The sequence below is a fragment of the Limnobacter sp. genome (assembly GCF_964228395.1).
Classification (GTDB): Bacteria; Pseudomonadota; Gammaproteobacteria; order Burkholderiales; family Burkholderiaceae_B; genus Limnobacter.
Map to the genome: position 1 here is coordinate 37,691 of NZ_CAXQZX010000098.1, position 18,090 is coordinate 55,780.

Annotated in this window: 17 protein-coding genes; 14 read left to right on the forward strand and 3 right to left on the reverse strand. The window is 57.1% G+C overall.

The genetic code is table 11. The features are described from left to right. The first annotated feature begins 78 nt into the window (after nucleotides 1-78). The 5 genes from ACEQU8_RS08085 to ACEQU8_RS08105 all read left to right on the forward strand — a co-directional run bounded on the left by ACEQU8_RS08085 (nucleotide 79) and on the right by ACEQU8_RS08105 (nucleotide 6,066). Nucleotides 79-714 carry a cytochrome c gene (locus ACEQU8_RS08085; RefSeq protein ID WP_370262820.1) on the forward strand — a complete coding sequence of 212 codons (636 nt, stop codon included), beginning with the start codon at nucleotides 79-81 and terminating at the stop codon, nucleotides 712-714. 90 nt (nucleotides 715-804) lie between these two features. Continuing rightward, complete coding sequence (locus ACEQU8_RS08090) at nucleotides 805-2,973, forward strand: cytochrome c biogenesis protein ResB (RefSeq protein WP_370262822.1); 2,169 nt, start codon at nucleotides 805-807, stop codon at nucleotides 2,971-2,973. Next, nucleotides 2,970-4,313, forward strand: coding sequence for a c-type cytochrome biogenesis protein CcsB (gene ccsB / locus ACEQU8_RS08095; RefSeq protein ID WP_370262824.1), 1,344 nt, complete (start codon nucleotides 2,970-2,972; stop codon nucleotides 4,311-4,313). Before ACEQU8_RS08090 ends, ccsB begins: the two co-directional genes overlap by 4 nt. An 84-nt stretch (nucleotides 4,314-4,397) precedes the next feature. Continuing rightward, nucleotides 4,398-5,450 carry a protein-methionine-sulfoxide reductase catalytic subunit MsrP gene (msrP, locus tag ACEQU8_RS08100; RefSeq protein ID WP_370262825.1) on the forward strand — a complete coding sequence of 351 codons (1,053 nt, stop codon included), beginning with the start codon at nucleotides 4,398-4,400 and terminating at the stop codon, nucleotides 5,448-5,450. A gap of 10 nt (nucleotides 5,451-5,460) precedes the next feature. After that, nucleotides 5,461-6,066: a sulfite oxidase heme-binding subunit YedZ gene (locus ACEQU8_RS08105; protein ID WP_370262826.1), complete on the forward strand. Its 606-nt coding sequence runs from the start codon at nucleotides 5,461-5,463 to the stop codon at nucleotides 6,064-6,066. Here ACEQU8_RS08105 and lysA read toward each other — a convergent pair. Both lysA and ACEQU8_RS08115 read right to left on the reverse strand, forming a co-directional pair. Then, on the reverse strand, nucleotides 6,039-7,346 hold the full coding sequence (gene lysA, locus ACEQU8_RS08110; protein WP_370262828.1) for a diaminopimelate decarboxylase: 1,308 nt from the start codon (nucleotides 7,344-7,346) through the stop codon (nucleotides 6,039-6,041). The two genes, ACEQU8_RS08105 and lysA, sit on opposite strands and share 28 nt — an antisense overlap. 11 nt (nucleotides 7,347-7,357) lie before the next feature. Next, on the reverse strand, nucleotides 7,358-7,519 hold the full coding sequence (locus ACEQU8_RS08115) for a lipoprotein (protein ID WP_370262829.1): 162 nt from the start codon (nucleotides 7,517-7,519) through the stop codon (nucleotides 7,358-7,360). Here ACEQU8_RS08115 and cyaY point away from each other — a divergent pair. After that, nucleotides 7,518-7,853 (forward strand): iron donor protein CyaY, encoded by a 336-nt coding sequence (gene cyaY, locus ACEQU8_RS08120; protein WP_370262830.1) that lies wholly within the window; start codon nucleotides 7,518-7,520, stop codon nucleotides 7,851-7,853. The two genes, ACEQU8_RS08115 and cyaY, sit on opposite strands and share 2 nt — an antisense overlap. Before the next feature lie 11 nt (nucleotides 7,854-7,864). Here the strand turns inward: cyaY and ACEQU8_RS08125 are convergent, their stop codons facing one another. After that, nucleotides 7,865-10,324, reverse strand: a complete 2,460-nt coding sequence (locus ACEQU8_RS08125) for a penicillin-binding protein 1A (protein WP_370262832.1) — start codon at nucleotides 10,322-10,324, stop codon at nucleotides 7,865-7,867. 192 nt (nucleotides 10,325-10,516) lie between these two features. On the opposite strand from ACEQU8_RS08125, the gene ACEQU8_RS08130 reads away from it, so the two are divergent. From ACEQU8_RS08130 to ACEQU8_RS08165, 8 genes are read left to right on the forward strand one after another with little or no spacing between them, the layout of a single operon-like run. Beyond that, entirely contained in the window at nucleotides 10,517-11,494 is a 978-nt protein-coding gene (locus ACEQU8_RS08130; RefSeq protein ID WP_370262833.1) for a hypothetical protein, read from the forward strand. After that, nucleotides 11,485-12,078: a PilN domain-containing protein gene (locus ACEQU8_RS08135; protein WP_370262834.1), complete on the forward strand. Its 594-nt coding sequence runs from the start codon at nucleotides 11,485-11,487 to the stop codon at nucleotides 12,076-12,078. Before ACEQU8_RS08130 ends, ACEQU8_RS08135 begins: the two co-directional genes overlap by 10 nt. Then, nucleotides 12,053-12,682, forward strand: a complete 630-nt coding sequence (locus tag ACEQU8_RS08140; RefSeq protein WP_370262835.1) for a type 4a pilus biogenesis protein PilO — start codon at nucleotides 12,053-12,055, stop codon at nucleotides 12,680-12,682. The genes ACEQU8_RS08135 and ACEQU8_RS08140 overlap by 26 nt, the downstream gene beginning before the upstream one ends. Beyond that, nucleotides 12,675-13,160, forward strand: coding sequence for a hypothetical protein (locus tag ACEQU8_RS08145; protein WP_370262837.1), 486 nt, complete (start codon nucleotides 12,675-12,677; stop codon nucleotides 13,158-13,160). Before ACEQU8_RS08140 ends, ACEQU8_RS08145 begins: the two co-directional genes overlap by 8 nt. Then, complete coding sequence (locus tag ACEQU8_RS08150; RefSeq protein WP_370262838.1) at nucleotides 13,157-15,238, forward strand: type IV pilus secretin PilQ; 2,082 nt, start codon at nucleotides 13,157-13,159, stop codon at nucleotides 15,236-15,238. The genes ACEQU8_RS08145 and ACEQU8_RS08150 overlap by 4 nt, the downstream gene beginning before the upstream one ends. A 51-nt stretch (nucleotides 15,239-15,289) precedes the next feature. Further along, nucleotides 15,290-15,847: a shikimate kinase gene (locus ACEQU8_RS08155; RefSeq protein WP_370262839.1), complete on the forward strand. Its 558-nt coding sequence runs from the start codon at nucleotides 15,290-15,292 to the stop codon at nucleotides 15,845-15,847. After that, nucleotides 15,844-16,938 (forward strand): 3-dehydroquinate synthase, encoded by a 1,095-nt coding sequence (aroB, locus tag ACEQU8_RS08160; protein ID WP_370262841.1) that lies wholly within the window; start codon nucleotides 15,844-15,846, stop codon nucleotides 16,936-16,938. Before ACEQU8_RS08155 ends, aroB begins: the two co-directional genes overlap by 4 nt. 4 nt (nucleotides 16,939-16,942) lie before the next feature. Further along, nucleotides 16,943-18,079 carry a deoxyguanosinetriphosphate triphosphohydrolase gene (locus tag ACEQU8_RS08165; protein WP_370262843.1) on the forward strand — a complete coding sequence of 379 codons (1,137 nt, stop codon included), beginning with the start codon at nucleotides 16,943-16,945 and terminating at the stop codon, nucleotides 18,077-18,079. Nucleotides 18,080-18,090 lie beyond the last annotated feature (11 nt).

Genomic DNA, 18,090 nt, shown 5'->3' on the forward strand with positions numbered 1-18,090 from the left:
TTATAATCTAGGGTTTGTGAAAATCTTTGTTTACACCTCGGTTTTCGACCGCCCTACAACTACTGGATGGGTTTGACCATGCTACGTGTTTCTTCTCTGTTTGCCGCGCTTATTTTGTCTGTTTCCGCCGTTCAGGCTGCCGAGCCCGGCAAAGCCCCCACCGTCGATCTGGCCAAGGGCAAGGAAATCATGCAGCAGTGTGTGGCGTGTCACGGTGCCGATGGCAATAGCTCGGCCACCATTTACCCCAAGATTGCGGGTCAGCATGCAGAGTATCTGTACAAGCAGTTGCAAAATTTCAAAGTGGCTCCAGGCGCTGACAAGGCCCTTCGCGAAAACGCAGTGATGGCTGGGTTTGCCGCTATGCTGTCTGACCAGGACATGCGCGATGTGTCCGCTTATCTGGCTGCCCAAAAACAAACACTGGGGCAGGCTCAAAATAAAGAAACCCTGGCCCTGGGCGAGCAGATTTACCGCGGTGGAATTGCCGAGAAGAAAATCCCCGCCTGTGCCGGTTGCCACAGCCCCAATGGCGCGGGCATTCCTGCGCAGTACCCCCGCTTGGGAGGTCAGCATGCCGACTACACGGCCGCGCAGTTGGTGGCCTTCCGCGATGGAGTGCGCCGCAACAGCGAGCAAATGACCGCCATTTCCCTGAAGATGTCAGACAAAGAAATGAAAGCCGTGGCCGATTACATCGCTGGCTTGCGTTGAACAAATCGCTGCGGGTGATGTCAAAAAGGGGCTCGGTGGGCCCCTTTTTTTTCGAGCCGCCAGCGCACAATAAATCTGGAGACAAAGCAATTGAGTAGTGCCATAGACCGCCTGAAATCCCGCACCCCGCCGGGCGGTGCTGCGGGCCAGTCGCTGTGGGCCAGTTGGCTGGAGCTGCTGGGCTCCATGCGATTTGCCATCAGCTTGCTCACCTTGATCTGTATTGCGTCGGCCATTGGTACCGTGGTTGGGCAAAACGATCCCTGGGTGAATTATGTGAACCAGTTTGGGCCGTTCTGGGCGTCTTTTTTTGAGCCCATGGGGCTGTTCAGGATATACAACGCCCCGTGGTTTATCGCTGTGATGGCCTTTTTGGTCGCCTCCACCTCCCTGTGCGTGTGGCGCAATACCCCAAAGATGATTCGCGAAATGCGGGTGTTTCGGGAGAACATTCGTGAGGGTAGCCTCAGGGCCTTCGGTCATCGCTGGGAAGGGGAGTTTGATGAAAAGCCTTCCAAGCTGCCCAACGTGATCACGGAGTGGCTGGAGCACAAGGGCTTTAAGGTTAAGCAGTCGGTGCGAAGCAATGGCACCATGGTGGCGGCCAAGGCGGGAAGCGCCAACCGGTTTGGTTACATTGCGACCCACTTGTCGATCGTGGTGATTTGCGTGGGTGGTTTGCTCGACAGTGGCGTGCCCCTGAAAGTTGCGGTGTGGGCCACAGGCAAGACGCCAGTCAATGGGGCGCAAATGGCCGACGGCATTCCCGAACAAGCTCGCTTGGCGGCCAGTAACCCAAGCTACCGGGCCAACTTGTTGCTGCCCGAGGGAGAGACGAGCCGCGTGGCAGTGTTAAACACCGACGATGGTTTGTTGGTGCAAGACTTGCCCTTCGAGCTTACTTTGAAGCAGTTCCGCATCGATTTTTACAGCACGGGCATGCCCAAGTTGTTTGCCAGCGACGTGCAGGTGTTTGACCCGGAAAGCGGTGAGCGGTTTGATGCCACCATTGAGGTGAACAAGCCGCTGATTTACAAAGGGGTGACGGTGTACCAGTCAAGCTTTGACGACGGCGGTACGCGCGTTCAGCTCAAAGGCATGCCGCTGAGCGGTGAGCGAGACTACCGGTTTGATTTTGATGGGGTGATCGGCGGCTCCAAAGACCTGGAACGGGTGGGGCAAAACCTGAAAATTGAATTCACCGGGTTCAAATCAATCAATGTGGAAGCCATGCCGGTTAACCGGGATGAGGCTGACGTGAGCGATTTGGCCTTGGGCAATGCCGATGAGTTGGGTGCCTTCCAAACCAACCTGGCCAGCGTGTTGGGCCCCGGGGTCAAAGAAAACAAAGACACCCGGTTCACCAACATTGGCCCGAGCATCACCTACAAGCTGCGCGATGAGGCAGGTCAGGCTCGGGAGTTTCACAACTACATGTTGCCCATTCGCCTGGATGGTGGCGTGTACTACCTGGCCGGGGTGCGCGACACCCCGGCCGACAGTTTTAAATATTTGCGCATCCCTGTGGATGAGAACGGGCAGATTGACGGTTTTATGCGCTACCGGGCTGCCTTGCAGAACGAGACCGTGCGAGCAGCGGCGGCTCAGCGATTTGCCCAGCAGGCCTTTGGTGATCGTGAAGACGGCGCCCAGTTGGTAAGCAGCGTGGCCGATAGCGCCAAGCGCGCTCTTGACCGGTTCGCTGGCACGGAAGGCCAGTTGTCTGGTTTGCCTGCCATTGCACAGTTTATTGAAGCCACTGTGCCAGAGGCAGAGCGTGAGCGCGCCAGCGATGTGGTGGTGCGTTTGTTGCAAGGGGCCATGTGGGAGGTTTACCAGTTCTCCCGGGAGGGGGCTGGCTTGCCACGCGCTCAGCCCGATGAGGTGCATGGCCGTTTTGTGCAAGATGCCCAGATCGCGCTGTCGGATTTGTCTTTGTACGCCGCTCCGGTGATGTTCCAGCTTGATCAGTTTGAGGAAGTGAAAGCCAGCGTGTTTCAATTGGCCAAGGCGCCGGGCCAGTGGGTGGTTTACTTGGGTTGTCTGTTTTTGTGCATCGGGGTATTTTCGATGTTCTACATTCGGGAACGCAGGGTATTCTTTTGGGTGACCGAATCCAACGGCGGCTCACGGGTGTTGATGGGCATGTCGACCACGCGTAAAACCATGGATTTTGAAAAAGAATACGCGCAGTTTGTTAGTGAATTGAACAGCAGGTCCCGCCCCGGGGGCGGCGCGCCAGCAGGAGAGCAAGCATGAGCAGCACTTGGGTGAATCAGGGGGCGAGCCCCGGCCAGTCTGGCCAAATTCCAAGCCGAAAGGCGGGCGTGTTTTCAAAGCCCATCACTTGGAAAGATGTGGTCTTCACGCTGCTGCTGGTGCTGGGCGCTGCTTATGCTTCGTCCGAGTATCACAGTTTCATGGACATCTACGAAATTTCTATTTTGTGGAGTTGTGTGCCGGTGACCGCCTACATGGCCTATCGTTGGGAGGCGCTCAAGTGGCTGCTGTTGGCGGTGGCTGGGCTGAGTTTGCTGTCCATTGCCTCGTATGGAGGCAATTTGCAGGCCGCTGAGCAAAAGTTTTTTCTGAAGTATTTGTTGTCCAGCCAATCGGCCATTTTGTGGATGGGCGTGATGTTTGTGGTGGCCACTCTGTCCTACTGGATCGGCTTGTTGGGCCGCTCGCCCACGTCCCTGTTTGTGGGCACGGCGCTCACTTGGGGGGCGGTGTTGATGGGCTTTGCCGGCATGATGATTCGCTGGTATGAGAGCTACTTGGTCGGCCCCGATGTGGGCCACATCCCCGTGTCCAATTTGTACGAAGTGTTTGTGCTGTTTGCCATCATCACAGGGATTTATTACCTGTACTACGAGCAGGTGTACAAAACCCGCCAGTTGGGTGCCTTTGTGATGCTGGTGGTGGTGGCTGCTGTGGGCTTTTTGGCCTGGTATGGCATTGAACGCGAGGCCTACGCCATTCAGCCCCTGGTGCCTGCCTTGCAAAGCTGGTGGATGAAAATCCATGTGCCAGCCAACTTCATTGGCTACGGCACCTTCTCGCTGGCGGCCATGGTGGCTTTTGCATACTTGCTCAAAGTGTATGCGCATGCGCCCAGCATCAAGGCTTTGCTGCCCACCGGTCTTTTGGGTGTGCTGATGTTCATGGAGCCACTGGTGTTTCGCACCGACCAAGTGAGCCTGTATTGGGCCCTGTATTTTGGAATTGGGTGCGTGGTGGTGGGAGCAATTTTGTTGGCCCGCAAACGCATCGCAGACGCCCTGCCAAGCCTGGAGGTTTTGGATGATGTGATGTACAAATCCATTGCTGTGGGTTTTGCGTTTTTTACAGTCGCCACCATTTTGGGCGCTTTGTGGGCGGCTGAAGCCTGGGGCGCGTATTGGCAGTGGGACCCCAAAGAGACCTGGGCCTTGGTGGTGTGGTTGAACTATGCAGCCTGGCTTCACATGCGTCTGGTCAAAGGGCTGCGTGGTGTTGTGGCCTCATACTGGGCGCTAGTGGGCCTGTTGGTCACTGGCTTTGCTTTCCTGGGTGTGAACATGTTTTTGTCGGGTTTGCATTCTTACGGCGAACTTTAATTGCACTTACAGGCCAAATTGGCCTGAACGATTTGGCCTTGTGCCAGACTAACCCTCAAGTTGGTTTTACTTGGGGGTTTTTTCATGGGCAAACGCGATTGGGATGTGTTGAAGGATTGTGACGTAACACCCGAGCCCTTGTTCATGCAGCGGCGCAAGATTATGAAAGCATTTGCCGCGGGGGCGCTCGCAGGGCCCACGCAGAGTGCCTCTGCTTTAATGCAGGCTGGGTTGAAGTTGGGCGCAGGGGCCGGGCTGGCAATTGCTGGCGGGCAGGCCTTGGCAACGCCGAATTCCACCAGTTCAACCTCCCTGGACAAAATGGCTTTGTTGCCAGCGCGTCGCTGGCGCGGTTCGGCCATTGAGCCGCCCACCGACCCTCAACTGGTGACCACCTACAATAATTTTTACGAGTTCGGCACCGACAAAAGCGATCCGCACCGCCATGCGGGCAGCCTGAAAACACGCCCCTGGACCGTGGTGGTGGAGGGCGAGTGCGCCAAGCCACGCAGTTTTGGCATTGAGGAGTTGCTCAAGTTGGCCCCCATGGAAGAGCGTATTTATCGATTCCGCTGTGTGGAGGCTTGGTCCATGGTGGTGCCATGGATCGGCTACCCTTTGAGTGCCTTGTTGAAAAAGGTGGAACCCACCTCGAAGGCGAAGTTTGTGGCTTTTGAAACCCTGGCCGACCCCGCTCAAATGCCGGGTCTGCGTAGCCCGGTGCTCGACTGGCCTTACAAAGAGGGCTTGCGCATGGATGAGGCCATGCACGATTTGACCCTGTTGACTTTTGGCCAGTATGGGCGCTTGTTGCCCAACCAGTCTGGCGCGCCAGTGCGCTTGATGGTGCCCTGGAAATACGGCTTTAAGAGCGCCAAGTCGATTGTGCGTATTCGGCTGACGGAACGACAGCCTGTGACCAGTTGGAATGAAAGCGCTCCCAGTGAATACGGGTTCTATAGCAATGTGAATCCCAATGTGAACCACCCGCGTTGGAGCCAAGGTAGTGAGCGGCGTTTGGGCGAGGGGGCTTTGGGGGGATTGTTTGCCCCGCGCCGCCGCACTGAACTGTTCAATGGCTACACCGAGGAGGTGCAAGCCTTGTATGCGGGAATGGACCTAAAAAAATGGTACTGAGCGCGTGGCGGTGAACATCACAGCCCAGCGGCTCAGGCAACTGGCGTGGCTGGCTTGCGCATTGCCTGCGGTGTATTTGACCCAACAGGCCTTGACCCTCAGTCTGGGTGCCAATCCGGTTGAAAAACTTGAGCATGAAACCGGCAGTTGGGCCTTGTTGCTGCTGTTGTGCTGCCTTGCGGTTACGCCCTTGAGGCAACTGACAGGCTGGAACACCCTGGCCCCCTTGCGCCGCACGTTTGGATTGTTTGCCTTTGCGTATGCCTGTGTGCATGTGCTGGTGTATGCAGTGCTGGACCGCAGCCTGCTGTGGAGCGAGTTGTTGCTTGACCTCACCAAGCGCCCGTATGTCATGCTGGGGGCTGCGGCCTTTCTGGCCTTGGCCGTGCTGGCCGCCACCTCCCCCAAGGTCATGGTCAAAAAACTGGGCGCATCCGCCTGGAAGCGTCTTCACACCCTGGTGTATGCAGCCGGGGTGCTGGCAGTTGCCCATTTTGCCTGGTTGAAATGGGACAAAAACCTGTTGGACCGCCCAGCCATGTACGGCGCTGTGCTTGCTTTGTTGCTGGCGTGGCGGCTTTGGTTTGTTTACAGGTCCAGTTCGGGGCGAAGTTGATCTTCGATGGTTTCTCGCCTGCGAATAAGGCGCGCCTTGCCCTGCTCAATGATGACTTCGGCGGCGCGCCCGCGGCTGTTGTAGTTTGAGGCCATGGTTTGCCCGTAGGCACCGGCTGACATGATGGCCAGTTTGTCGCCAGCCTGGATGCGCAATGCCCGGTCTTTGGCCAGCCAGTCCCCGGACTCACACACAGGTCCAACCACGTCATAATGTTGGGCCTGGCCTTGCGTGCGCTCCACCAAAGGCGCAATGGCATGAAACGCCTTGTACATGGCAGGACGCATGAGGTCGTTCATGGCCGCATTCACAATGGCAAAGTGTTTGCCTTCGTTCACCTTTAAAAACTCCACCTCGGTGAGCAGTACTCCGGCATTGCCCACAATGGAGCGGCCAGGCTCGAAGCTCAGGCTGGGCATGGCGCGTTTGCGTTGCTGTGCCCAATCTTTGACACGTCCGATCAGTTTGGGAAGTACATCGGCTGGGGTAGGGGGGGTTTCGTTCAAATAGCGAATGCCAATGCCGCCGCCAAGGTCGAGGTGGTTGATGTGTATGCCTTGTGAGGCAAGCTGGTCGAGCAGCGCTAACACGCGGTCAAGTGCGTCAAAATATGGGCTGGCGTCAGTCAATTGAGAGCCAATGTGACAGTCGATGCCGTGCACATCCAGCCAAGGGTGCTGGTTTGCAAAGGCATACACCTGTGGCGCCAACGTCATCGACACGCCAAATTTGTTTTCCTTCAGGCCCGTTGAAATATAGGGGTGGGTTTTGGCGTCCACATCGGGGTTGACGCGCAAGCTTACCTTGGCCTTGGTTTGAAGGCGCTGCGCCACGTCGGCAATGCGGGCCATTTCAGCCTCAGATTCGACGTTGAAACACCCCACACCCTGGCCCAGGGCGTATTCGATTTCTTGCACCGATTTGCCCACGCCTGCAAACACGGCTTTGCTGGCCAGGCCCCCTGCAGCAATGACGCGAGCCAGTTCGCCGGCCGATACGATGTCAAACCCGGCTCCAGCCTGAGCCAATTTACGCAGAATATGAATGTTGGAGTTGGCTTTGACTGCGTAGCAAATGGTTGTATTGGCCAGTCCCTCGCAGGCTTTGGCATAGGCATGGTAGGCCTCTAGTATGGCTGCACTGGAGTAAACGTACAGCGGTGTGCCAAACTCTTCAGCCAGTGCCTGCAGGTTGGCGCCTTCGAAGTACAAATGGCCATCATCGGTGTTGCGTTGCAGGTGGGCGCACAGGTCGCTGGGGTTCACGGTGGTGTTTTGCACGGTACAATCTTTCAAGGTTGGGGTTTTTTGTGGCCGGTGTCCTCATAGCCTTGCGGCTTGGGCATTGGCGCCGGGGGCTCTGGCAAATACAGGGGGCCGCGTTGCCCACATGCACTCAAGCCCAGCATCAACAGCATGGCGGTGGCCAGCATTTTAAGTGGTGTAATTTTCATGACGGACTCGGAATTTCATGCGGTGGTGGACGCCACCTTGGTTCAAGTAGAAGAGTATATTGAAACTCTGGTGGACTCACTGGATATTGATGCAGATTCAAGCCGCTCGGGCAATGTGCTTACGCTTGATTTTGAAGACAAAGGCAAGATGATCCTGAATAGCCAGGTGGCCAACCACGAGTTGTGGCTGGCCGCAAAATCGGGCGGATTTCACTATGTGCACAAAGATGGGCAGTGGGTGGACACCCGCAGCAAAACTCCTTTTGCTGACCATTTTGTGGCCTTGTTAAGCGGGCAATTGGGTGTCTCATGCCCGCCACTTCATAGCCAATAAAACCGGATTTGTTAATTGTTGCCAAACAGCCGCTCGATGTCGTCTTGTGGCGCTTCTCTGGGTCGGCTGTTGCCTCTTGGTGCCACATGACTGGTGCCATCGCCACTGCTAGTGGGGGCAGCCCCCTGTGATCCACCCTCAAGCATGCCGCCCAAGCCTTTCAAGAAGTTGAACAGGCTGGGAATGTCGTTGTTTGATCCGCCCACGTCGATTCGGGCAATGCCTTGCCCCGGGGTGTATTCCGTGTAGTAATAGTTGCCGTCGACGAAGTCAATGCCGGGTGGCACAGCCTGCGGCTTTTCAGGGCGATCAGCCAAGGCCACTCGCATGTAGTCTATCCAGATGGGCAAGGCCAAGCCGCCACCGGTTTCGCGTGCGCCCAAGTTGCGGGGCTGGTCGTAGCCCACCCACGCCACCGCAGAAATGTCGGGGTTGTAGCCGGCAAACCATGCATCGTGGCTGTCGTTCGTGGTGCCGGTTTTTCCAACAATATCGCCACGGTTGAGTACTTTGGCGCGGGTGGCCGTGCCACGCTCCACCACTTCGCGCAGGAGACGAGTGGTTAAAAACGCATTGCGAGCATCAATGACGCGGTTGGCCTCTTCGCCAGCCACAGCAGGCCGGGCTCGCGCCACAATTCGGCCGCTGCCGTCTTCAATTTTCTCGATCAGATAGGGCTTGATGCGATAGCCCCCGTTGGAAAACACAGCGTACGCGCTGGCCATTTGCAGGGGGTTGGTGGTGACAGCCCCCAGGGCCATGGTGAGGTAGGCGGGCACGTTCTCAACCGGGAAGCCAAACTGCGTGGCCCAGCGTTGGGCGAATTGGGGTGTAACCTCTTGCAGCACGCGGATGGAGACCATGTTTTTGGATTTGGCCAAACCCTCTTTGAGCACCATGGGGCCATCGTATTTGCCATCGTAGTTTTTGGGGCTCCAGTCTTTGCCACCCGGGGTGTCTGCAGGTACAAAAATTGGTTCGTCAGCCACCAGGGTGGTGGGGGTGACGCCTTTTTCAAGCGCAGCAGAGTACACAAAGGGCTTGAAGGCCGAACCCGGTTGCCGGGTGGCTTGGGTGACGTGGTTAAACTTGTTTCGAGAAAATTCAAACCCCCCCGCCAGGGCACGAATTGCACCATCGCTGGAGTTGATGGCCACGAAAGCCGCTTCCACCTCGGGCAATTGCGTGAGCATGGGGGGCTGGTCTTTGCGCTTTAATATGCGCACCACAGCACCGCGTTTGAGGCGCTTGTTGGCCGGTGCGCGTGGGTTGAGCCAGCTCTCAGCAGGCTTTAAGCTGGTGCCTGTGAGCACCAGTGGTTCGCCTGCGCCCTGTGAAACCACCACTTCTTTGTCGGTGGCAGACAATACCACAGCACTTTGCAAAAAGCCATAGTCGGGGTAGTCGGAGATGTTGTCCTGGATGACTTCTTCGGCCTTGGCGGGTTCGCTGGGCAGTTCAATGAAGCCTTCCGGGCCGCGGAAATACTGGCGCAATTCGTAGTCCATCACGCTGTTGCGCAGCGCGCGCTGGGCTGCACGCTGTTCGTTGGCGATCAGCGTGGTGGTGACTGTGATGCCCGACGTGTACGCTTCTTCGCCATACAGTTCCACGGCGGCCATGCGGGCCATTTCCGCTGCGTAGTCTGCGATGGCCAGCCCGCTGATGGTTTCAACTTCTTCGCCGTTGGCACGGCGGTTGCGGTAGACCAGTTCGGTGGTCAGCGCCTCGTCGAGTTCGTCTTTGGTGATGTAGTCGTTTTCGTACATGCGGCGAAGCACGTATTGTTGACGAACTTTGGCACGACTGGGGTTCACAATCGGATTGTAGGCCGAGGGGGCTTTGGGAAGGCCTGCCAACATGGCGGCTTCCGCGGCGTTCAGGTCGCGAAGCCGCTTGCCAAAATACACCTGCGCTGCAGATTGGAAGCCATAGGCGCGCTGACCAAGATAAATCTGGTTGATGTAGAGCTCAAGAATTTCGTCTTTGGTGAGCTTGTCCTCGATTTTGTAGGCCAATAGCACCTCGTACAGCTTACGCGTCCAGGTTTTGTCACGGGTTAAGAAGAAGTTGCGTGCCACCTGCATGGTGATGGTGCTGGCCCCCTGCGTGCGCCCGCCTGAGGTGATGTTGGTGACAAAAGCGCGGGCCACGCCCATGAAATCGACCCCGCCATGTTTGTAAAAACGGTCATCTTCAGCGGCCAGTATGGCCTGCTGCAGGACCAGGGGCACCTCGCTGATGTCCACGGGGCGGCGGCGCTCCTCACCAAACTCGCCAATCAGAACTCCATCGGATGTGAGCACCCGAAGGGGCACCTTGGGGCGGTAGTCCACCAGAGTGTCTAGCTCGGGCAGCTTGGGGAAGATTAGCGCCAGGGCAACACTGACCAGCAAGGCGCCAGAGACGGCCAAACCGGCCAACACCAGCAGTGCGGTTGCGATGAATCCCTTGTTCGATTGTTTGGACATGCGTTTTGATTGGCTCACAGGCTTGGGGATGGGGTTACGTTTGGCTACATTGTATCCGCCAACGCACCGCAAAACCTGAGCGTTGACTCCAGCCGGGGGGGCAAGACCTCCCCCTTGTGGTTAGACCCTCGAAAGAGGGTTAGCCACGGCTCTTGGAGCCCCTAATCTGAAGGTCTGCCAAACGGAGGGCGTATGAGCAAATTCAAATGGACTTGGCCAAGCTGGATGCGCGTCTACGCGCCTCGGGAACACGGTCTCTCCCTGGCCATTGGCGAGCATCACTGCAGTTGGGTTTACGGCGAGGTTCAGCGTGGTGCCTGTTTGCGCTTCAGCAGCATATTGGCCCACGGCGCAGTGCCGGTTGAGACGGCGTCTGACCGTCAGCAGTGGGTGACCCGTGAGGCGTTGTGTGGCTTGTATCGCCAGGCTGTCGCTACGCTGCCCGCAGGGTCGCCGCGCCCAAGATTGTGGGTGGTGTGTCTGCCTGCCAGGCATGCTTATATGGGTGAAATGGTGGTGCCTGAGGGCGAGGACGAGGCCCTTATTGAATTTCAGATTCAGGAAATGATGGAGGCGGCGGCAGGCAACTCGCAGCGCGAGGCCGCCTATGACTGGCAAGTGAAGTCTCGTTTGTCGGATGGCAATTTGACCCTGGCTGTGGCGGGGCTGGACCAAGCGCAAGTGGACGAAGTGCTGGCGGCCAGTCAAAGCCTGCGCTTGGCTTGTGGGGGCATCACCCTCGACAGTGTTGCTTCTCTCAATGGGTATTTGCAAATGCTTCCCCACGCCGACAGCTTAAATGGCGTTCGGTTTTTGTTGCATGGCGAAATGAATCGACATCGGATTCGCTTGGCGGTTTTTTCTCAAGGGGTGCTGTTTCACGAAAGTTCGGAACACAGCGAGGAAGGCTTTTCGCTGGTTCAGTCAATTTCTGCGCTGGAGCGTTTGGTGTCTTCCTGGGCCAGAGATGGCGCCATGGAGGAGGCTGGTTCGGTGCGGTTGGTGCTGGGCGGCGACACCATGAACGCCAAGGGCTGTGAGGCCACGGTGCGCCGAAGCCAGGTGTTGGCCAGCAGGTTGCTCGACGTGCGGCCCCGCCGCGAGTTGGCAGATGGGTGGCATCGCAGTGTGGTGGCCTACGGCGCACTGGAGGCCTTGCCATGCGCGTGATTCTATTCAACCTCTTTCCTTATCGCGAACGTCGCAATGAGGCTACGCGACGCATGGTGCTGTGCCAAATCGGCGTGAGTGCCGTCTTGGCCCTTGTGGTGGCTGGACTGGTCAATGCTGAGTTTCAACGTCGCTATTCGATTCAAGATGAGTATTTGATGCGCTTGGGGCGACTTGAAGAAGATTTGACGCGCAAGGTGGCCCAAGTGCAGCAGCAAAGAGACCGTGTGCTTGAGCTAAAGCGACAAATAAAGGCTTTGGAAGACGTTGAGGCCCAATCTGTGGTGGCCAGTGAGTTGATGGCCTTTCTGGACGAAAGCCTGCCCATGCCTGTGGGGCTGAACCGCCTCGTGCTGCGCGAGGGGGAACTGGCGGTCGAGGGCTACACCTCGAGCGTCTCGGAGTTGGCCGCGTGGGTGGCGCGCCTGGAGCTCGAGGACGAGCTGTTTCATACCGTGGATTTGGTGTACGTGCGGACCACGCCTTCAGAAGATCAAGATGGCAGGCCTTCAGGCATGCATCAATTTGAGATTAAGGCGGTGTTGAAGGGAGGGGCAAATGGCACTTCAACTGGACGAATTTGATTTGAAAAATCTGTGGGGTCGGCTGCACACCGTGCAACTGCGACACAAGGTGGCGATCGGCCTAGCCATCTGGGCGTTGGTTTTACTCGGCTTTTTTATGCTGTCTTGGCGGGGGCTGATCATGCAGATGCACACCAACCATGCGGAGATTGCTGACAGACACCAGCGCTTGGATGCCCAATCGGCTTTGTTGGTGAACCGAGTGGCGATACAGCAGGAGCTGCTGGCGTTAGAGGCTCGTCTGCCAGCCTTGCAGCGCGCCCTGCCGACTGATCGGGAGATGGCCTCACTGCTGGACAAAATCAATCAAATGCTGCGTAAGCAGAGTTTGGTCTTGAACGACTTCACTCCCAAATCGATGCAAGACCAAGAGGTGATGCGATTGCTGCCAGTGACCTTGAGCGCGGATGGTCGGGGGCCTGACATGGCCCGAGTGCCGCTGAACCTGGCCCGCTTGAGCCGCCAGGTTCGACTGGCCAATTTTGAAATGGTGGAGCAGCCAAACACAGGCCAGTGGCGATTAACAGGCGAGCTGCATGCCTTCGCCCAGCTTGGCCCTGTGGCAACAAAGCCCGCATCGCAGGAGGGAAATCCCGATGATTGAATGGTTGGTTTCGATGTTTTTGGTGCCTTTGTTCCCGGCGCTTGAGAGTCCGCAGGCGGTACACGGTGCAACGCTTGCTCAATTGATGGATCGTTTGGAGCAGTCGGACCTGCCAACAACGGCCCTGGAACGACCCGCAGACAGCCCGGTGAAACAGGTCAAGTTGCCAGCCGTGAGCGGGCGCGCCCTTGAGCGGCGAAGCGAGGCCCTGGCAAGTGTGGGCGGGGAATCCGCAACAGACGCGATAGCGGGCTTGTCATTAACGGGTGTTGTAGAAAGCGCTGGGCGACGGTTTGCGATCGTCACCCACGGACCCGATGACCATGTGGTGGCAGAAGGTAGCCATGTGCTGGGCGTGGCCAAAGTGATTCAGGTTAAAGAAGACAGCCTAACCCTGAAGACGCACACAGGGCCTGAGGCTGGAAAAACCATACAGCTTCATTTGAGAGGCACGCAGACTGAGGGTGCTCAACCATGATCCAAACGTTTTTCAACAATAGACGCGCGTGGCGGGCCCTTGGTGTGATGGTCATGCTGACGGTGAGCAGCGGCGCAGCCCAAGCCCTGTCGATTGTGGGGGGTGTGGTCAAAGATCAAGCCGATCAGTCGGTGCTTACGCTTACCCTCGACGAGCCCTTGGTCGCAAGGGTGCCGATGTTCAGAATGTCCGGGCCAGATCGACATGTGCTGGATTTTCCGGTGCGGCTGGAGGGGACTAACCTGGACTTGAATTTGCCCAAGGGCAGTCGCATACGCTCCGCGCAACTGATCCATGCCAGTGGCAAAAGTCGATTGGTGATCGGTTTGCATGGGCCTTATGAGGTCAGCCAGTCGCTTGATGGGCAGCAGGTCAAGCTGGTTTTTTCTGGGCCAGCTCCATATTTGCCAAGCAGCATCCTCGCTGCCAGAGCGTCTGCGGACAGTGCCCTTCAACATGACATCAAAAACAGCTTGGGCGGTGTGGTGCTGCAAGAGCAGTTTGCTCGATTGCAGTCAGTGAGTGTGCAGCAACAGGGGCGCAGTGAAATTATTCGCTTTTCTTTTGATGGCGCCAAACTGCTGGCCGATGCTCGGCTGGATGGCAACACCCTCACGCTGCGGTTTGGGCAGGCGGTGGCCAGCCCTGAGGTTCTGAAAAGTGCGGCCTTGGCAGGATTGAGTTTTGCCAGCGACCCACAACTGCAGTCTGGTGACCACACGGTGAGCCTTCGCCTAAACTTGCGCAATGCCACGCATACCATTCGCCAGAGTGGTGGGCAGGTTGATCTGGAGTTGCAGGGCCGCGATGCCCCTTTGGCGGTTCCGCGGGCGTTCGACACCAAAAGCGTCAAACCCCTCTCGCCCAGCGAGAGCAGCGCTGCCCGATATGCCGGCCGACCCATTTCATTGGATTTCAAGAATGCCGATATTCGCACCGTGATGCAGGTGTTCGCAGACTTCACCAAAATGAATCTTGTGCTGAGCGACAGTGTGCAGGGCAAGGTGACCGTTTACTTAAAGGATGTGCCTTGGGACCAGGCTTTGGACATCGTGATGCGATCCAAAGGCTTGGTGTCGAGCCAGTCTGGCAATGTGTTGTTGGTGTCCACGCTGGCGGATGTGATGAACGATCAATTGGAAAATGCCAAGCGCCAGGCTCAAGATGGGTTGGAGCCTTTGGTGTCGCGGGTGTTTCAGGTGAGTTACCAAAAAACAGCGGATCTGGTGGCCTTGATTAAAGCCGATGATGCGGGTTTGCTCTCCAGTCGTGGCACTTTGATTGCCGATGAGCGAACCAGCCAGATTTTTGTGCGCGATACGCCTTCCCGCCTGGAGCGTATTGAGGCCATTGTGACCGGGTTGGACAAACCTGTGAAGCAAGTGTTGATTGAGGCTCGGGTGGTGTTGGCAGACACCTCGGTGTCCAAGGAGCTGGGGGTTCGTCTACGTGGTTCATCGGCGCGTGGTGAGGCATTTGCCGAAATTGGTGACCAGTTTGGCAGTGGTGGTTTTGTTGACACAGGGGCAGGCGCTGCAGCCAATTTTGCCTACACCCTGTTTAATGCCAATTCAACGCGATTGATTAATTTGCAGTTACGTGCCCTGGAAACCAGCAATCGGATTCGTACGGTGTCCAATCCAAGGGTGATCACCTCCAACAAAGAGGCCGCAAGCATTGAGCAGGGCACGGAAATACCTTACCAAATGGCCACCAGCAGTGGCGCAACAGCCATTGAGTTTAAAGAGGCCAACCTGAAGCTGGATGTGACGCCTCAGATTACCCCCGACGGCACGGTGTTGTTGGAGGTGGATGTGGCCAAAGATTCGATCGGAATTACCACCGCCGCCGGGCCTGCGATTGACACACGCCGCGTTAAAACCAAAGTGTTGGTGGCCGATGGGGGCACCGTGGTGTTGGGCGGCATCTTTGAGGAAGGCGACAACCTGCGCGATGACAAAGTCCCCTTGCTGGGCGATGTGCCCGTGGTGGGGCACCTGTTCAAAGGCAAAACCGACAATCGGCGTCGCGCCGAGTTGCTAATCTTTCTGACGCCTGTGGTGCTTTCCAGCCTTTGATGAGCGCTTTACCGTACAATGCTTTGATTGTTCACAAGGTTTTACTTCAACGTGGTAAATCAATGCATTGTGCTGGTGGGCATGATGGGTGCCGGCAAAAGCACAGTCGGCAAGGCCTTGGCCAAGCATCTGTCCTGGGAATTTACAGACACTGACCACCTGATCGAACAGCAAACAGGGGTTAGCATACCGGTGATCTTCGAAATTGAAGGGGAGGCCGGCTTTCGTCGCCGCGAGTCCCAGGTGTTGGCCAACTTTGCCGGCAAGCAAGCCCAGGTGTTGGCCACCGGGGGCGGTATTGTGCTTCTTGAAGAAAACCGCAAGCTGCTCAAGCAAATTGGGCCGGTGGTGTACCTGAGTGCGTCGCCGGGCGAGCTTTACCAACGCACCAAGCTGGACAAAAACCGCCCCTTGCTGCGCGGCCCCAACCCCAGAAAAAAAATTGAAGAGCTGCTTCAGGCGCGTTTGCCCCTGTACAAAGCCTGTGCAGACCTTGTGGTTGAAACTGGCCGGCAGCCGGTCTATCAAATTGTTAATAAAATTGTGCAGTCCCTGCACCTGACCAATGTGCCGGGCCAAGCTGAGCACAATGCTTTGGGTTCATCATGAGTACATACGATCTGCAAGTTGATTTGGGTGAGCGCAGCTATGCCATCCACATTGGAAGCGGGCTGCTCGACCGGTCTGAGCTGTTTTCGCCCCACGTGAAGGGCAAGGTGGTCATGATTTGTACCAACACCACCGTGGGGCCACTGTACGCCGACAGGCTTCAACACACCCTGCTTGATGCCGGCGCCAAGCGCGTGCACACCGTGAACTTGCCCGATGGTGAAGAGTACAAAGACTGGCCCACCCTGCAGCGGGTCTTTGATGCACTGCTGCAAAACCACTGCGACCGCAAAACCGTGTTGGTGGCCTTGGGCGGTGGCGTGATCGGCGACATGGGTGGTTTTGCTGCTTCGGCCTTCATGCGAGGCATTCCCTTTATTCAGGTGCCCACCACCTTGTTGAGCCAGGTGGACAGTTCGGTGGGCGGTAAAACCGGCATCAATCACCCCTTGGGTAAAAATATGATCGGGGCGTTTTATCAGCCTCAAATGGTGGTGACCGACATTGCGACCCTGAACACCTTGCCAGATCGAGAACTGAGCTGTGGTCTGGCTGAGATCATCAAGCACGGCGCCATCGCCGACACCGCCTACCTTGACATGGTCGAGTCCAACATGGCGGCCTTGCTCAACCGTGATCCAGACCTGTTGGCCCTAGTGGTTAAGCGGTCTTGTGAGATCAAAGCCGAGGTGGTGAGCCAAGACGAGCGCGAGGGGGGTATACGCGCCATTTTGAATTTTGGTCACACCTTTGGCCACGCCATTGAAGCGGGCATGGGCTATGGCCAGTGGTTCCATGGTGAAGCGGTGGGTTGTGGCATGGTGATTGCAGCCGAGGTTTGCCGCAGAATGGGGCGCTTAAGCGCTGAAGAATCCGCGCGTCTTAAGAAAATCGTGATTGATGCCCGCTTGCCTGCCATTCCGCCACGCTTGGGCGTCGATCAATTCATGGCCCTGATGGCGCACGACAAAAAAGCAGATTCAGGCGCCATTAAGTACGTGTTGCTCAATGGTTTGGGCAGCGCCTCCACCTCGCCTGCAGACGAGGCGCTGGTGCGCCAGACCTTGCAAGAACTCGGGGCTGGGGAGTGATTTGATGCGGGACTTCGAAGCCAATTTGGTCCCGTACGCTGTGAGCAGCCGCAATACCCGCGGCAGAGTGCACCAAGAAGCCGCACCCTTGGGTCGAACACAGTTTGAGCGCGACCGCGACCGCATCATTCACAGTGCGGCTTTTCGCAGGTTGGAATACAAAACGCAGGTGTTTGTAAACACCGAGGGCGATCTGTACCGAACCCGCCTCACCCACAGCCTGGAGGTGGCTCAAATTGCGCGGAGTATTTCTCGCAACCTTGGCCTGAATGAAGAGCTAACCGAGGCGGTGGCCTTGGCGCATGATTTGGGCCACACCCCCTTTGGCCACGCTGGGCAAGATGCGCTGAACGAATGCATGGCGCCCCACGGTGGTTTTGAGCACAACCTTCAAAGCCTGCGGGTCGTCGATGAGCTTGAAGAAAAGTATGCCTCATTCAATGGTCTGAACCTTTGTTTTGAAACCCGCGAGAGCATCTTGAAACACTGTTCACGCCCCAATGCCGAAATGCTGGGCGAGGTGGCTGACCGGTTTTTGAGCAATCGACGCCCGGTGCTGGAGGCCCAGGTTACCAACCTGGCCGACGAGATCGCCTACAACAACCACGACATCGACGATGGTTTGCGCTCTGGCTTGATCACCCTGGAACAGGCTGCGGAGGTGCCTTTGTTTAAAATCCATCTGGATCGCGTGATGGCACGCCACCCCGGCATCGAGGGTCGACGGTTGATTCACGAAACCGTGCGCGGCATCATCAATGCGCTGATTCAAGACCTGCTTTGCGAGTCGGAGCGGCGCATTGCCAAGGCCAAGCCTGCCAGTGTGGGCGATGTGCAGCAGGCCCCTGCCTTGATTGGCTTCAGTGATGAAATGCGCGAACTTAACCACGCGCTCAAGGTGTTTTTGCGCAAAGACCTTTATCAACACTACCAGGTGTTGCGCGCCACCTTAAAAGCCCGGCGGGTGGTTCAAGAGTTGTTTGGCATTTTTATGAGCGACCCACGCCTGCTGCCCCCTCAGTTTTATCGCCGTGCAGAAAACAACGTGCCCCGCGCCATTGCAGACTACATTGCCGGCATGACCGATCGCTACGCCATGAAAGAGCACCAGCGCCTTACCGTGCCCGGCGTCTCCACCTAAGGCAGGCCGTC

Excerpts from the sequence above, each read along its gene's own strand:
- ACEQU8_RS08135 (WP_370262834.1), top strand. The coding sequence starts at position 11,485 with ATGCGCGTGATTCTATTCAACCTCTTTCCTTATCGCGAACGTCGCAAT.
- ACEQU8_RS08115 (WP_370262829.1), bottom strand. The coding sequence starts at position 7,519 with ATGAAAATTACACCACTTAAAATGCTGGCCACCGCCATGCTGTTGATG.
- ACEQU8_RS08150 (WP_370262838.1), top strand. The coding sequence starts at position 13,157 with ATGATCCAAACGTTTTTCAACAATAGACGCGCGTGGCGGGCCCTTGGT.
- ACEQU8_RS08140 (WP_370262835.1), top strand. The coding sequence starts at position 12,053 with ATGGCACTTCAACTGGACGAATTTGATTTGAAAAATCTGTGGGGTCGG.
- ACEQU8_RS08145 (WP_370262837.1), top strand. The coding sequence starts at position 12,675 with ATGATTGAATGGTTGGTTTCGATGTTTTTGGTGCCTTTGTTCCCGGCG.
- cyaY (WP_370262830.1), top strand. The coding sequence starts at position 7,518 with ATGACGGACTCGGAATTTCATGCGGTGGTGGACGCCACCTTGGTTCAA.
- ACEQU8_RS08165 (WP_370262843.1), top strand. The coding sequence starts at position 16,943 with ATGCGGGACTTCGAAGCCAATTTGGTCCCGTACGCTGTGAGCAGCCGC.
- ccsB (WP_370262824.1), top strand. The coding sequence starts at position 2,970 with ATGAGCAGCACTTGGGTGAATCAGGGGGCGAGCCCCGGCCAGTCTGGC.
- ACEQU8_RS08125 (WP_370262832.1), bottom strand. The coding sequence starts at position 10,324 with ATGTCCAAACAATCGAACAAGGGATTCATCGCAACCGCACTGCTGGTG.
- msrP (WP_370262825.1), top strand. The coding sequence starts at position 4,398 with ATGGGCAAACGCGATTGGGATGTGTTGAAGGATTGTGACGTAACACCC.
- aroB (WP_370262841.1), top strand. The coding sequence starts at position 15,844 with ATGAGTACATACGATCTGCAAGTTGATTTGGGTGAGCGCAGCTATGCC.
- ACEQU8_RS08130 (WP_370262833.1), top strand. The coding sequence starts at position 10,517 with ATGAGCAAATTCAAATGGACTTGGCCAAGCTGGATGCGCGTCTACGCG.
- ACEQU8_RS08085 (WP_370262820.1), top strand. The coding sequence starts at position 79 with ATGCTACGTGTTTCTTCTCTGTTTGCCGCGCTTATTTTGTCTGTTTCC.